Consider the following 14,532-nt stretch of genomic DNA (forward strand, 5'->3'; position numbering starts at 1 on the left):
ACCCGGCTCCCAGCCCGCGGCGATCGCCGGCGCGGTGTACTTGCGCAGCGTCTTGCGATCCACCCCCAAGCTGGCCGCCAGCTCATGCTGCGAGCGGCCCGCATACCAGTGGGTCAAGATCTCCACAATGTCGATCACGTCGAAGGTCCTCCTCGGCACGGTTCGGCTCCACCTCGCTGCTCGGCAACGAGACGCAGCCTTCGGTCGTCCGAGGCCCGGACCTGGCAGCGACACGCACGTCCTCCCCTGGGGGAAAACCGTGATCGCCGTGGGGGAATTACGTGATCGCGACACCCTCACACTGGGGGAATTTCATGATCGTCGACAGGCCTGGCCTCGATCGCCTGGTTCACGGTATTGATCAACGCCGCCGCCGCCGCCGTCCTGGCGCTGGCGGCGGTCCTGCTCTACGTCGTGTTCTATGCGATCGTGCTCGAGCGCCGGTCCTGGCAGAACATCATCTGGGGCGGACTGTCTGGGTGCATGCCTGTTCTCATTGGTGGGGCGGCCGTGACGGGCAGTCTGGAGTGGGCGCCGGTCGTGCTCTTCCTGGTCATCTTCTTCTGGACGCCGGCGTACTACTGGCCGCTGTCGATCCAGTTCAGGACCGACTACACCCGCGCCGGTGTGCCGATGCTGCCCGTGGTGGCCGGAGAAATCGTGGTCGACCGACAGGTCGTGCTCTACACCGCCGCGACGATCGCCACCACGCTGCTGCTCGTCCCGGTAGCCGGAACGGGCTGGTTCTACGCCGGACTCGTCGCCGCGGCCGGAGCCTGGTTCCTGCGCGACGCGCTGCGCCTCTATCGGCGCGCGCCGTCGCGGGTGCGGGCCAGCCGGTTGCGCTGAAGGTCTTCCACAGCTCGATCTACTACCTCGCGATTGTCTTCGCCGCGGTGGCGATCGACCCGCTCCTGCCTTCTGAGCTCCTGCAGTGCCGGCGCTCAGGCGTATCGCTTACCCGGGTGCTCGAGCCACCCACCTCTGCTCGGACGAGTGCGCGCTACCCCGGTCACAGTGTGTAGACGTCGATGGCTTCTGCCCCGCCTGGGTGGTGTCTCAGCTCGAAATGGACGCGTTCACCTTCGCGCAGGCTCTGGCAGCCGCCCCCCTCGATATGGCTACGCCTGGCGGTGGCGGTAGCGCCGTCGTCCACAGCGATCTCCCCGACGCCGGTCTGAGGGTCGAAGCTGATCACGGTTCCAGTGTGCACGGGATATCGCTCCTGTCTCAAGCGGAAGCCGACCGCCCGGCGCACCCGAGCGACAAGACCTGGCCGCGGCCGTGTCGGTGCGACTACTGTCGCCCTCGCGGGCCCTCCCGGCTCTTTCGAGCCGGGGCAGGGCACCGTCCACGTCTGCTGTGGCTCGAAGCCAATGTCCAAGCTGCTTGGGGTGCGATCGTGGCCGCCCCAGGTTAGCTGGGTACCGAGCTGGCAGTCGCAACCGAAGCCCAGCACGGCCCTCCGCAGCGCAGAGCAGGCGTCCACCGCTCCGAGCGCGGCCCGCATCCCGGGCCGGCAGCTCGCAGCACCGGCCCCGGTCGAGTGGATCTTCCCGCAGAGAATGGCACCGTGCCGCCGCCTGACCCGGGGGTGCTGCACCGGCCTAGGCTGCTCCGGGTCATACGATGACCGACTCTCGGGTCTCCGGAACGAACAGGTCGTCGACTGCGAGTTGCCGTGGGGTCAGTCCCTGGTCGTGGGCGTAACGGAGGAAGACCTCGAGGACGGCGCGATTGGGGTCGACGCCGTAGGCCCAGTGGTCGCGGCCCAGGAGCGCACGGGTGCGCCGTAGCTCGTCGGCCGCCCAGGGCAACAGATAGGGGTTCGCGGCTTCCTCTGCCATCCGGTCTTCGGCTAGTTCCTTGGCGTGGGTGAACCCGTCGAGCAGCGATCGGGCCAGCCACGGGCGGGCCCGGTACACGTCCTGCCGCAGCACGACGGTGTGCATGATCGGGAAGATTCCGGTCTCGGCCGCGTAGCGTTCCTCCTCCGCACGGGGGTCGGTGAACAGCCGGCGCACCGTTGTGTCGCCCTCGCGCATCGGCCGCGGTGTGCGCGGGGCGTAGAGGGCGTCGATCTCTCCGGCGGTGAGCATGTCGACCAGCGTGCGGTCCGGCGGGATCGGCGACGCCTCGACCCCGGGCGGCAGGTCAACCGCCTGCTTCTCGACCCGACCCGGCTCGTGCATGCCGCCGGTGCGGTATCGGACGGCGTCGATGGGCAGGCCGTGGCGGTCGGCGAGGATCCCCCGGATCCACACGACGGCTGTCAGCTGCCACTCGGGTACGCCGACCACCCCGCCGGCCAGGTCCGCGGGCTGCCGGGCCGGGCTGTTTGTGCGGACGTAGATCCCGCCGTGGCGGAAGGCGCGAGACGGGAACACCGGGATGGCGACGAGGTCGGGGGACGTGGCGCGGCCGAGGTGGGTGACGTAGGAGGCCAGCGACATCTCCGCCGCGTCGAACTCGCGGTGGCGCAGCATGCGGAAGAAGGTCTCCTCCACCGGCAGGTCCAGGTAGGTCAGATCGACGCCGGTGGGCCGAATCCGCCCGTCGGCCAGTGCCCGTGTCCGGTCGTAGTCCCAGCAGGCCAGGCTGATCGGGGCGCTCACGCGACCCGACTCCGTACTGCTTCGTGGCGGAGCCGTGCGACCCGCTTCGTTCTTTGGCTCCCGTGTGTATGCACCCGCGCCTTCCCCTCCATGCTCGTGGCCATCTCAGATCGCTGTGGGGCCGACGACACCGTGGAGCCGGGCAATCTCGTGCCGCCAGCTCGTGTCGGTGTTGAACCCGGCGCCGAGATCCGGGAGCTCGGCCAGGTCGGCGTCGGGCAGGTCGACCAGGGTCCCGCCCGCGGAAACGATCCGCAGCGACAGCCGGGCCAGGCCGTCGATGCTGATCGCCTGCAGCACCGACTGCTCCACCGTGGCGGCGGCGCTGGTCAGTCCGTGGGCGCGGAGCAGGACGACCGGGCGGTCCCCCATGGCCTGGACCATCTCCTGGGCGAGACCACGGTTACGGACCAGCACGCCGCGGGGGTGTACCGGGACCCCGCCCGCGGCGAGCCGGGTGCCAGGGATGTCGAAGGCGCCGACGATCGGCCGGATCGCGATGCCGGCCAGGTCGGCGGCGACGACCTCGGGCGGATGGGCGTGCAGCACCGCTGCGACGTCCGGGCGGTGGCGCAACACCTCGGTGTGCAGCGGTAGCTCGTTGGGCGGTGCGTAACCGTCGAGCTCCCCCTGGGCACCAGGTCCTCCGTCCAGGTCGACGAGCCGGATGTCATCGGGGGTGGTGTAGCCGAGGCCGCGTTCCTGCGGTCCCCGGCAGCGCACGAGCAGCCGGCGCTCGTCGGTCCGCAGGCTGATGTGTCCGAGGATGCCGTCGGCCAACCCGCGCCCCGCCAGTACCCGGCAGGCCTGGGCAATCAGTTCCCGCTGGGGCGCCAGCTCGACAGAGGCTGGTGCGACGGTGCTCATGACGCCGCCCGAGCGGGCGGTCGCGCGTTCTCCACGAGCGTGTGCACCTGCCCTACCGGAGCGGGCTCCGTCGCGGTCTTGGTCAGCACTCGCCGGCACGTGATCAGTGCCTTGGGCCAGTTGACGACGAGCGCGCCGACGAAGCGGTCGGACTCGTCGGAGTAGAGCACGGCGAAGGATCGGTGCGGGTTGGTGCCGTCCACCCGGACGTGTGCGAGTTCGCCGCCGGTGCGTCCGACGAGCTGGATCTTCCAGTCGTATTGGTCGCTCCACACGTACTCGACCGGCGCATGGCTTCGGAGCTCGTGCGGGTGGGTGATGTTGTGGGCCACGACCACCGCTTGCTCGACCGCGTTCGTCCAGTGCTCCAGTCGCATGGTCTGCCCGTGGCCCGGGTGCCACCACCGGGAGACGTCTCCCACCGCCCATACGTGCGGGTCGGAGACCGAGCGGCAGAAGCGGTCGCATAGCACGCCGTCCTCGGTGGCGATCCCGCTGTCGGCGAGCCAGTCATCGTTGGGCACGGCCCCGATGCCGACGACGACCGTGGCGGCGGGCAGTACGGTGCCATCGTCGAGCCCGACCTCGAGCCCGGCGGGTATCTCCCGGATGTCGGTGACGCCCACGCCGAAGCGGGCAGATACTCCGCGCTCGGCGTGCAGGGTGCCAAATATGGTGGCGACCTCCGGGTTGAGCACACGCGACAGCGGTACCGACATCGGGTCGACGACCGTGACGTCGTCGAGGCCGAGGCCCAGCGCGGTCGCCGCGACCTCGGCGCCGATGAACCCGGCGCCGACGACCACGAGCGGCCCCCCGGCCCGTAGGGCGGCGGCGAGCGCGCGCGCATCCGCCAGCGTCCGCACCACGTGCACCCCGCGCGGGGTTCCCCACGGGGACGGGCGGGGCCGCGCCCCGGTCGCGATCACGAGGGCGTCGTAGGGTTCGGCGGTGCCGTCGGCGAGCAGTACCTGGTGTTGCTTCCGGTCGAGGCGAGTGGCCGGGCTGCCGAGCACGAGCTCAATACCCGCGGCGGCCGCGGCCTCGGCGGTGAGCAGCCCCACGCTGTCCAGGGTGGCGGTGCCGGCCAGCAGCGCCTTGGACAGCGGGGGTTTGTCGTAGGGCGGGACATCCTCGTCCCCGATCAGCGCGATCTCCCCGGGGTAGCCGGCGGCCCGCAGTGCCTGGGCTGTGCGGACGCCACCGACGGATGCTCCGACGATCACTGTGCGGGCCATCAGTCGTCCTCGATGACCAGCGCTGACACCGGGCAGCTGCGGGCCGCTTCCTCGACCCGGGTGCGATCGGCGTCAGGAATCGTCGTCTTGAGCAGGACCACGATTCCGTCGTCGTCGATGTCGAACACGTCCTCCGCGCCGACCACGCAGTTGGCGTACCCTTGGCACGCCGCGAGGTCGGCCTTCACGACCGCCATGTCGCCTCTCCCTTTCTGTTGTCTTAGGCCTTGGCGCCGATGCCGCCGTCGGGGTGCACGACCCCGCCGGTGATGCCGCGTGAGCGGTCCGAGGCCAGGAACACGTAGCTCCACGCGTGGTCCTCGCCGGACAGCGCGACCTGCAACGGCACCCGTGCGGCCAGCTCCTCCGCCCGACCAGGGGTGTCGCCCAGTCGGCGCTCGTCGAGTCCGAGACTGCCGATGCCGCGCAGGTCGGTGTTCAGCGTGCCGCCGGGTGCCACACCGTTGACCCGGATCTGCGGTGCCAGCTCGTGCGCCATCGCCGTGACCAGCCCGCGCACGGCGAACTTGGTCGACACGTAGAGCACCCCGCCTCGACCGGGGTAGTAGGCCGAGGTGGACTCGGTGAGCAGGATCGTTCCTCGGCTCTGCCGCAACGCGGGCAGTGCCGCCTTCACCGAGTGCAGGTGGCTCTTGACGTTGACCCGGAAGATCTCGTCGAACGCGTCGTCGATCCGGTCGGCGTCGAGCTCGCCGACGCCACGGTAGAAGTCGAACACGCCGACGCAGTTGACCAGGACGTCCAACCCTCCGAACGCCTCGACCGCGGTCGCGACGGCCTTGTCGTTGGCCGCACGGGTGGTGGCGTCACCGACGACCACGGGCAGCCCGGGTATCTCCGCGGCGAGCGTGGCGCACTTGGCCTCGTCCCGCTCCAGAACGGCCACCTGGGCTCCCTCGGCGCGGAAGGCATCGACCACCGCGCGACCGATCCCGGAGCCCGCCCCGATGACCAGCGCCCGCTTGCCCTCGAGCCAGGCGCTCACGTCTCCTCCTCGAACAGCGGCCCGAACGGATGCCCGATCATCGCGGAGAAGGTGGCTGCGTTCTGCCAGGTCAGTGACTCCATCTCCAGCGGGCACAGGGCTACCCATTGCCCGGACTTCGGGGCCTCGATCAGCAGCCGAGCACCGTTGCGTGTCTCCACGCGCGAGACCCGGATCTCGGAGAACTCGTTGCCGATCGTGATGGCCTCGCCGCTCTGGTGGGCCTTGAGCTCGCGGAGTTCCGCGGCGGCCGCGGCCGCCGCGGCCGCGTCCTCGGCTTCACCTTCCCAGTGCAGTTCGGGCCGGTTCACAGGAAGATCGCCAGATTCTGGGTGCGCAGCACCGAGTCGTCGACCAGGATGGTGCGCCGCGCGAGTTGCCAACCGTCGCCGACCTTGCGGAGGAGATCTTCGCGGCCGGCCGAGATCACCGATGCCTCGCGGACGTCGCCCCGGCTGCGGTAGAGCAGGACCGCGGTGTCGACGATCAGCTCCTCCGGGTTCGGGGTGGCGAAGGTCCGCACGTTGGAGATGTGATGGCGCAGCCGCGAGGGTGGGTCCTCGGTCCACGCGTGCTCGGTGAGGAAGCGCGCCACCCGGCGCGACAGCGAGTACTTGTTCTCATCGAAGTGCGCCATGTGCGGTGCAGAGTCATATCCTGCGGTCAGCGCGGTGGTGACTCGCACCGGCATGATGTAGTGAATGTCCTCGGTGAGCAGGTCCAGCCAGTCGGAGTAGTTCTGGGCGTCGAGGATGTAGGCCTCCTCCACCATCCAGTGGTGGGCCTGCAGATGACGCGGGTCGTCGAACGGCAGTGCACGGCCGGTTCGCTCGGTGCGCGGCGCGTGCCCGCCGAGGCGGGACTGTGCCGAGTAGGGGCCGCCGTTGCCGGTGGGCTTGGCACCGGCCTTGTCCTGCTCGGCCTTCGGGCCAGTGGTCGCGGCGTCGAGACTCATGCCCGCTCCTCCGTCCGCTCGGCCGCAACACCGGAGACCTCGACCTGGGAGACCTTGTCGACGGGCTTTTCCAGCACGTCCGCCCACCGGTTGAGCAGGTGTCGCTGGTTGTACTCGCCGTAGCCGACGTGGGCCTCACCCGGGCCGGCGTACTCGTCGCGGGTCAGCGGCGGAACGACCTCGGTGCCGTCCTCGAGCAGACCCATCCGGCTGTTGAGCAACAGCCGTCGGGCCATCGCCCCGGACGCGGTGCTGGTCAACGAGACCCAGTTCTCCACGTCGTCCTGCTCGAACATGCCGGTCGAGCCGAAACACATCAGGTAGGCCTTGTAGGACAGCGCCTTGAACTCCTCCGGAGCCTCGGCATCGACCGCGAACCAGGACAGCACCTCGGTCTCATCCGGGCCCACCGGCTGCCAGGTGCGCAGTGAGATGAACGGCAGCACGTCGTCGGAGTCCTCGACCCGCGGCCAGTTGTGCACCATGCTCATGTTCGGAAACGCCGACGCCGCGGAGATCATGAACCCGTCCCGGCCGATCACGTTCAGCTGGTCGTCCGACCACTGCTGCTTCATCTTCTCAATCATCACGTCGGGATAGCCGACATAGCGCAGCTTCTCCTCCAGCGTGCCCGGCGGCAGCTTGTAGGTGGTGCCGCCGCCGTTGCCCGCCCAGTAGGTGTTGCCGTCCTTACGCTTCTCGGCCTTGGGCTCGCGGAACAGCCCGATCTCGACGACCGAAGTGTGGGTCTGCGGGGTGTGGTACATGTCGCCGGCGAAGTTTTCGGCGCCGATCTTCCAGTTCGCCTTGACCCGCCAGCGCTGCGGGCCGCGCAGCTCGATCCCGCTCGCCGACTGACGCGTGTAGTAGTCCAGGTAGAACGTGAAATCGCCCAGGTACTCCCGCAGCGGCGGCGCGTCCGGGTCCATGCTGAGGAAGATCAGCCCGTTGTAGGTGTCCAGGGACGGCGCCGGGAGCAGGGTCTGGCCCTTGCGCTTGAAGCCGGCCTCGCCACCGTAGGCGTCCTTGTGGAATGGCAGCCCCACGATGCGGCCGTCGTTGCGGTACGACCAGCCGTGGTATGGGCACCGGAAGTGCGACGCGTTGCCCATCTCGGCGCGGCAGACCTGCATGCCGCGGTGCAGGCACATGTTGAACAGTGCGCGGACCTGGCCGTCCTCGCCGCGGGACAGGATGAACGAGTCGTCGAGCACGCGGCGCACCACGTAGTCGCCGGCCTGAGGGATCTCCGAGTCATGGCCCACGAAGAGCCAGGCCCGGCTGAAGAGCCGCTCCCGCTCCAGCCGGAAGATTTCCTCGTCGTTGTAGATGTGGGCGGGGATCATCCCTCGCCGCACATCCCCCAGCACGAGGTCGAGGTTGGTCATCGACGACTCCTTGCTTGTTCTCTGGCTGTCAGAGTGACTATCCGATTTACAGAATCGGTGACGGCGCGTGGCGTGTCAAGCCGTACCGCGACACAGCACGGCGCCCCTGCCCGACAACAGGCAGGGGCGCCGAGGTCTACTACTCAGCCGTCAGCCGTGCAGGGCGGCACCCGCCTCCTGCACAACGCCGAGCAGGATGGCCCCGATCCGAGCCTGGTCCTGCTTGGACATGCGGGAGGTCGGCAGGGCGACGTTGAAGGCCAGCCGGGCGGGGGCACGATTGGGTGCGAAGGCCACCGCCACCGACGACACCCCCGGCTCGCTCTCTTCGGAGCTGACCGCGTAGCCACGCTTACGCACCAGCGCCAGCTGCCGGTCCAGCTCGGTGCGGCTGCGCAGGCTGTTGTCCGTGAGCCCCTCCAGCTCCTCGTCCGGGAACAACGAGTGCACCTCGGCCTGGGACATCTGCGCGAGTATCGCTTTGCCCGTGGAGGTCGAGGTCGCCAGCAAGGACATGCCCAGTCGGGAGGCGACACGGACTGCCTGCGGGCTCTCGATGGCGTCGATGAACCGGACCACGGTGCCGTCCAGCAGCCCCAGATGCACGGATTCGCGCAGCTCCCCGTTCAGTCGTTCGAGGAACGGGTGCAGCTCCGCCCGGAAGTCGAAACGCTGCAGGATGGAGTAGGCCACCCCGGTCAGGGCGGTTCCCGGGCGGTAGATCTTGGTTCGGGCGTCCTGCCTGACGAAGCCGCGATACAGCAGCATGGCCAGCATTCTGTGCGCGGTCGAGGAGGCGACCCCGAGATGGTCGCTGACATCGGTGAGCCGCACCTCGGAACGCTCTCCGAACAGCAACAGGATCTTCAGGGCGTTGTCGACCGACTCGATCGGGTACTGCGGCGGCTTCGCCCCGGCGCCGTCCGCCCCGTCCGGCACTGATTTCTTCACAGCAGAGACCATACCTGCCGTGATCGCGACCAGCGGCACATCATGCCCGGCGCGCGCGGGCCAATGTCTGGTTCGGTAGTTCGCCGAACCGGGACCGGTACTGCGCCGAGAAGCGCCCCAGGTGAGCAAAGCCCCACCGCAGGGCGACCGCGCCGATGCTCACGTCGGGGTTCCCCGAGCTCAACGCCGTGTGCACTCGCTCCAACCGGATCTCGCGTAGCAGTCGGCTCGGCGTGGTGCCGAGCTCGTGGCGGAAGGACGCCTGCAGCGCACGGACGCTCATGCAGGCGACCCGCGCCAGGTCCTCGGGACGCAGGTGTTCGTGCGCGTGGGCGCGCATGTAGTCCACGACCTCGGCCACCCGTCTGCGCGGCATGCCCGCGGCGCCCGCGATCGTCCGGGTGACACCTGCGGCGGCCAGAACTTGGCACAGGACGAAGTCCTCCAGTCGCCGGCGCGCCAGGTCGGCCGCGGCGAGGCCCGCCGGCCGGTTGAGCTCATCTGCCAGGAACTCCACCGACCGGCGCAGGCCCTGCCCCTCGGGGGTGCCCAGGTCGAGTGCGAACGGGAGCTGCAAGGGACCGTCGGGGCTCTCGCCCGTCAGCTCCGCATAGCGGCCCTCCAGGATGGTTCGGGGCACTTTGAGGATCAGCTGGGCCGCGTCCGCGCTCCACGCCACCGTGGTGGGCAGATTCGGGAGTAGCACCAGGCCGCTCTCGCCCGCCCAGGTCTGTGCGGTCGCGTCCCGCCGGTCGCCCTTCGTCCCCCCGCGGAGGGTGAGGTTGATGTGGTACGTGTCGCAGGTTGGTGGCATCGTCAGCGTTGCCTCGCCGCCGTAGGCGACATAGCCCAGGGTCAGCACTTCGTCGGTCCACGCGTGCAGCCGCAGACCGAGTCGACCGTCGGCGAGGCTGAGCCGGTGCTCGAGGTAGGTGCGCGCGATCCAGTCGTGCGCCACGTCGGCATCGGCGGTGTGGACGATCTCGTGACGGTCGAGCGGCAGGTTCAGCATCGGTCTCCCGTTCCGCGGTGAACAGGGGCACACGAAGCCTAGCGCCCTCCGGAGGCCAGAGGAATCCTCTGGAGTCTCTCAGACTCGCAGGCCGGCCTCCTTCAGTAGCGGCATGATCTTGTCGTCGAAGTAGTCCAGCTCGGCGCTGTAGTCGAGCAGGCCCATGATCATTCCGCCCATGCCCGCGGCGTGGATCCGGCCCAGCTCGTCCACGACCTGCTCGGGGGTTCCGATGATCGGGTAACCGCCCCAGCCGGCGATGAACCGGTCCTGGAACGCCGCGATCTGGGCGTCGAGCGAGCGCATCTGCATGCCGGCGACCTTCATCAGGTTGTTGGCGCCGTCCCGGTCGCCCTTGTCCAGGATGTCCTGGTAGACGGCGTGAGCCTCGGCTTCGGTGTCCCGGCAGACGATGAGCCCGTAGGTCATCGCGGACACGTCCCGGTCGTAGTCGGTGCGGGCCAGCTCACGCAGTCGCTTCGTGTAGTCGGCCATGTCCTCGACCGTGGTCATGGCCGCGAAGTTGACGTCCACGTTGCGCGCCGAGAACGCCATCCCGGCCGGAGAGTTGCCTGCGTTGATCAGGACCGGGCGCGGCCCCTGGACCGGTTTCGGGTAGGCCTCGACGTCCTGGCAGCTGAAGAACGTCGATTCGACGTCGAAGCTTCCCGGCTCCGACCACAGCCGGCCTACGAAGTCCATCCACTCCTGGCCGTAGGCGTAGCGCTCATCGTGCTCGCGCTGGGTGCCGTCGAACATCTCCATCTCGGGGCTGAACCAGCCCATCACGATGTTGAGCCCGAACCGGCCGCCGCTGATGTGGTCGATGGTGGTGGCCATCTTGGCTGCGACAATCGGGTGCACGGTCGGCACGTGCGAGGTCGCGAAGACCGTGATGCGTTCGGTGGCCTGGGACAGGCCTGCTGCCCAGGTGTAGGTCTCGAAGCAGGTGCCGTTGTAGTTGGTGGTGCTGCCGAACCCGCGCCAGCGGGCGACCGGCACCAACGCCTCGAACCCGATCCGGTCGGCCTTCTGGGCGATCTCCAGGGTGTGCGGCCAGGTCAGCTCGTAGCCGGTCGCGGCCTCGGACATGGTCAGGCCGTAGGAGCAGTTGGTTCCGAACAGGCCCAGTTTGAGGGGCTGCTCGGCGAACATCGCGTTGGTGGTCCGGCCATCGGCCAGCGGCGTGTTCTCGTGTGGTGCGCGGGGGGTGGCGGGAACGAGTCCGAGCTCGGCAGCGATTGCCATCTCTTCTCCAGTTCGGTGGGCGTCATCGACCGTGTTGTGCCAGCCTGGTCTGTCCCGTGCGGCCCACCTATCCGTCTGACGCCGCGCGTCGTCCATCCTGCGCTATCCGCCTGCGGAGGGCGCGCAGCGTCGCTCCGTGCGAGGTCACGACCGGCGCACCGAGATCCTCCAGTGCAGCCGTGGCCGCATAGGCGGGCCAGTTCATGCAGATCAGAAGGAGCGCGTCGCTCGTTGGGTCCCAGGTGCGGCGGGCCAGCTCGGCGATATCAGCAGGGTCTGCCAGCGAGATCGCGAAGCCGTCGCTGGTGCTCTGGCCAGCAGCGGCGAGTACCTCGAACCCGTTGTCTCGCAGGTACTGATGCTCGATCGCATCGAGTGCCGGTGGGTAGGGGGTGATCACGGTGAGCCGACGTGCCCCCAGCTCCTGCAGCTGTTCCACGACCGCGAGCATCGTGGTGGTCATCGGAGTTCCGGTCCGGGCGGTCACCTCCGCGCAGGCCAATTCATCAGCCTCTCGACCGCGCAGTGCACCTGACGCGGTGCAGCACGACACCAGGAGGTCGACGCGGGCGGCGACGAGGTCGTCGACCGCTCGTGGAAACTGTTCCTCCATCGCCTCGAGATCTGCGATCGCAGTGCCGCACAGCGCGACTCGAGTCGCCAGAAAATCGATCTCCGGCATGGCACGGGCGAACAATGGCTCGGTGATCACCTGCACGCTGGGTAGCACCAGGCCGACCCGCGGGGTCATGTCCGCTGTCCCACGAGATGGGCCGGGTCGCCGACCGCAGCACGTACCTGTACCTCGTCGAACGACATCCCCCCGAGGCTCGATCGGGCGGTCCGAGCACGGTGCCGAGCCAGCACGCGAGGAATCCCGCCGGAGCGCAGAACACCGCTGGGTTGGTCAACGGCACGAACGCGGAAGCACCGAGCACGCTCGGGCTCAGCAGGGTGAGGACTACGGCGGCGCCCAGCCCGACGACGGTGCCGCAGATCGCCCCAGTGGAGGTGAATCGGCGCCAGTAGATGGTGCACAGCAGCACCGGCAGGTTGGTGGCTGCGGCGACGGCAAGGCCGAGAGAGATCAGGAACGCCAGATTCAGCCCACGCGCGCCGAGCGCGAGCGCCATCGCCACGATGCACACCGCGAAGCTGGTGATGCGGGCCGCGGTCAGCTGGCTACGTTCGTCCACCCGCCCGCGTTTCAGCACGGCCCCGTAGAGGTCATGGGCCACTGCCCCCGAGGTGGCGATCACGAGCCCCGCGAGCACGGCAACGATCGTCGCGAAGGCCACCGCCGCGATGAAGCCGAGGAACACCTGCCCGCCCAGTACCTCGGCGAGCTGCGGCGCGGCCAGGTTCCCCGCCGAGCTGGCCCGGTACAGCGCGTCGGGGCCGACAAGCGCGGCCGCGCCGTAGCCGATCATCGGCAGGGCGATGCCGAACAGCCCGGTGAACACGCCGGCGGTGATCACGGACTGGCGGGCCACCCGGGCGTCGGGCACGGTGAGAAAACGGATCAGCAGATGGGGGAGGCTGGCGATACCCAGCCCCACCGACACGTTGAGTGAGAACAGGTCCAGGGCCGCCCAGGTGCTGTGTGGGGGCGAGGGGCGCAGTAGCCGGCCGTCCACGGCGCCGAACACGGCGTCCGGGCTCATCCCGAACCGCGCTACCGTCAGCACCACCAGCGTCAGCGTGCCGAGCAGCAGCAGCGTGGCCTTGAGGATCTGGATCCAGGTGGTTGCCAGCATCCCGCCGAGGGTGATGTAGATCGTCATCAGCACGCCGATGCCGACCACCGCCACCCGGTAGTCCAGCCCGGTCAGCAGGCTCACCAGTCCGCCAGCGCCCACGAACTGGGCGACCATGTAGATCAGGCTGATGAACAGTGTGTTCACCGCCGCGAGGCCGCGCAGCGTGTTGCGGGAGGAACGGCCGGTCAGCATGTCAGCCAGGGTGTAGCGGCCGAGGTTGCGCAACGGCCCGGCGACGAGAAACAGCATGAGGCAGAAGCCCAGGGGTACACCGAGCATCGTGTAGTAGCCGTCGAACCCGCCGAGCGCGATCGCGCCGGAGATGCCGAGGAACGCGGCGGCAGAGACGAAGTCGCCGGTGATGGCAAGGCCGTTCTGCCAGCCACCCAGGCGACCACCGGCCACGTAGTGGTCGGCCGCCGTGCGGTTGCGTCGCGCGGCCCGCCAGGTGAGCAGCAGGGTGGCGAGCACGACCGCGACGAAGATGCTCATAGCAGCAGGATTCATTTCAGCCCCCTCTCTGGCGCTGAAGCGCAGGTCAGCTGGACAGCCCGCCGGCGCCGACAATGTCCTGGCCGGTGATGAAGGACGCTGCCGGGCCGGCCAGAACACGGCTGCTGCGGCGATCTCCTCGGGGCGTCCCTGCCGTCCCAGCGGGACCTTGGCCGGCGCCGGCGCATCAGAGTCCCGCCTGCCCGCCGGCTGGTCCACTCACCCTGCTCCAGGCGGATCACGCCGAAGCCGGCCTGCGCGAGATCCTTGGTCGCCACGGCGCCCGACGGGCCGGCGCTGATCACGAGTGCGTCGTAGCGTTCTCGCTGCGGGCCTGGTTCCCGGTTCATCGCTGATCTCCCACGCTGTGAACGGCGTCGATGGCCAGTGCATCGAGTCGTGCGGCCCGGCGGCCGTAGATTCCCGACACGATCCAGCCGACCACGAACAGGGCGAAGGCCCACAGGTAGGCCCACGTCAGCGACCCCGCCACGGCCTCGCTGAGCACCTCGGTCATCGCGGTCATGATCGGTAGGGCGAAAAAGAGGGCCGCGAACGGCACCAAGCAAGCAAGCGCCAACCGGCGCCGGGCCCGCCGGAACCGGATGAATTCCGGGCTGCCCGCAATCGCGGCCCACTCCGGCGCCCCGGCCCCCAGGGCCCCGGCAAAGTCAGGATGAGCGACTGCTGACCTGCGGCGACACGCGGGCGTAGGTACGAAGGCGGGCACGGGGCCCGACGTGATCATGAGGGTGTCGAAGTCCTTGATCACGTCAGGAAGCCCGTGCCCGCGTTGTCAGTGTCCCCGATCGTTGCTGCCCTGGATCAGGTGGAGGTCGACCTCGATGAGGTGATCGCCACCGCTGCGACCGAGCCGGCGCCAGCTGTGATGTTGTCGCTGGTAGAGGCGTTGTCGCAGGTTCCCGACCCGCGCAAAGCGCGAGGAGTGCGCCACGACGTGCTCGCGGTGCTGCTACTCGGGGCGTGTGCGGTGCTCTCG

15 protein-coding genes and 1 pseudogene are annotated in these 14,532 nt (G+C 69.1%); 1 reads left to right on the forward strand and 15 read right to left on the reverse strand.

Features of this window, described 5'->3' with window-relative positions; genetic code table 11:
• Window positions 1-330: 330 nt before the first annotated feature.
• Window positions 331-849, forward strand: a complete 519-nt coding sequence (locus BM093_RS32410; RefSeq protein WP_093356471.1) for a UbiA family prenyltransferase — start codon at window positions 331-333, stop codon at window positions 847-849.
• A gap of 163 nt (window positions 850-1,012) precedes the next feature.
• On the opposite strand, the gene BM093_RS36375 is transcribed toward BM093_RS32410, so the two are convergent.
• From BM093_RS36375 to BM093_RS32485, 15 genes and pseudogenes are all read right to left on the reverse strand, one after another.
• Complete coding sequence (locus BM093_RS36375) at window positions 1,013-1,198, reverse strand: S1 domain-containing protein (protein ID WP_177238847.1); 186 nt, start codon at window positions 1,196-1,198, stop codon at window positions 1,013-1,015.
• Window positions 1,199-1,622: 424 nt separating this feature from the next.
• Window positions 1,623-2,615 carry a substrate-binding domain-containing protein gene (locus BM093_RS32420; protein WP_093356480.1) on the reverse strand — a complete coding sequence of 331 codons (993 nt, stop codon included), beginning with the start codon at window positions 2,613-2,615 and terminating at the stop codon, window positions 1,623-1,625.
• A 105-nt stretch (window positions 2,616-2,720) separates the two neighbouring features.
• Window positions 2,721-3,482, reverse strand: coding sequence for a 3,4-dihydroxyphthalate decarboxylase (gene phtC, locus BM093_RS32425; protein WP_093356484.1), 762 nt, complete (start codon window positions 3,480-3,482; stop codon window positions 2,721-2,723).
• The gene (locus BM093_RS32430) at window positions 3,479-4,720 is read right to left on the reverse strand and encodes an NAD(P)/FAD-dependent oxidoreductase (RefSeq protein ID WP_093356488.1); all 1,242 of its coding nucleotides are present in this window, start codon (window positions 4,718-4,720) and stop codon (window positions 3,479-3,481) included. The genes phtC and BM093_RS32430 overlap by 4 nt, the downstream gene beginning before the upstream one ends.
• Window positions 4,720-4,917, reverse strand: coding sequence for a ferredoxin (locus BM093_RS32435; protein ID WP_093356492.1), 198 nt, complete (start codon window positions 4,915-4,917; stop codon window positions 4,720-4,722). Before BM093_RS32435 ends, BM093_RS32430 begins: the two co-directional genes overlap by 1 nt.
• A gap of 23 nt (window positions 4,918-4,940) precedes the next feature.
• On the reverse strand, window positions 4,941-5,726 hold the full coding sequence (gene hcaB, locus BM093_RS32440) for a 3-(cis-5,6-dihydroxycyclohexa-1,3-dien-1-yl)propanoate dehydrogenase (protein WP_093356496.1): 786 nt from the start codon (window positions 5,724-5,726) through the stop codon (window positions 4,941-4,943).
• Window positions 5,723-6,037 (reverse strand): hypothetical protein, encoded by a 315-nt coding sequence (locus BM093_RS32445; RefSeq protein ID WP_093356500.1) that lies wholly within the window; start codon window positions 6,035-6,037, stop codon window positions 5,723-5,725. Before BM093_RS32445 ends, hcaB begins: the two co-directional genes overlap by 4 nt.
• On the reverse strand, window positions 6,034-6,681 hold the full coding sequence (locus BM093_RS32450; RefSeq protein ID WP_093356504.1) for a 3-phenylpropionate/cinnamic acid dioxygenase subunit beta: 648 nt from the start codon (window positions 6,679-6,681) through the stop codon (window positions 6,034-6,036). Before BM093_RS32450 ends, BM093_RS32445 begins: the two co-directional genes overlap by 4 nt.
• Window positions 6,678-8,069, reverse strand: a complete 1,392-nt coding sequence (locus BM093_RS32455; RefSeq protein ID WP_093356509.1) for a Rieske 2Fe-2S domain-containing protein — start codon at window positions 8,067-8,069, stop codon at window positions 6,678-6,680. Before BM093_RS32455 ends, BM093_RS32450 begins: the two co-directional genes overlap by 4 nt.
• Before the next feature lie 150 nt (window positions 8,070-8,219).
• A complete protein-coding gene (locus BM093_RS32460; protein WP_093356535.1) occupies window positions 8,220-9,032 on the reverse strand; it encodes an IclR family transcriptional regulator in 813 nt (270 codons plus the stop codon).
• A 28-nt stretch (window positions 9,033-9,060) separates the two neighbouring features.
• On the reverse strand, window positions 9,061-10,032 hold the full coding sequence (locus BM093_RS32465; protein ID WP_093356514.1) for an AraC family transcriptional regulator: 972 nt from the start codon (window positions 10,030-10,032) through the stop codon (window positions 9,061-9,063).
• A gap of 78 nt (window positions 10,033-10,110) precedes the next feature.
• Window positions 10,111-11,280 (reverse strand): LLM class flavin-dependent oxidoreductase, encoded by a 1,170-nt coding sequence (locus tag BM093_RS32470; protein ID WP_093356518.1) that lies wholly within the window; start codon window positions 11,278-11,280, stop codon window positions 10,111-10,113.
• Between the two features lie 67 nt (window positions 11,281-11,347).
• A complete protein-coding gene (locus tag BM093_RS37695; RefSeq protein ID WP_342743062.1) occupies window positions 11,348-12,031 on the reverse strand; it encodes a maleate cis-trans isomerase family protein in 684 nt (227 codons plus the stop codon).
• A 286-nt stretch (window positions 12,032-12,317) separates the two neighbouring features.
• Window positions 12,318-13,547 (reverse strand): annotated as a pseudogene (locus BM093_RS32480) (solute symporter family protein); the annotation flags it as partial.
• Window positions 13,548-13,878: 331 nt separating this feature from the next.
• Window positions 13,879-14,304, reverse strand: a complete 426-nt coding sequence (locus BM093_RS32485; protein WP_093356530.1) for a DUF485 domain-containing protein — start codon at window positions 14,302-14,304, stop codon at window positions 13,879-13,881.
• Window positions 14,305-14,532: the final 228 nt, after the last annotated feature.

This window comes from Pseudonocardia ammonioxydans (genome assembly GCF_900115005.1).
GTDB lineage: Bacteria > Actinomycetota > Actinomycetes > Mycobacteriales > Pseudonocardiaceae > Pseudonocardia > Pseudonocardia ammonioxydans.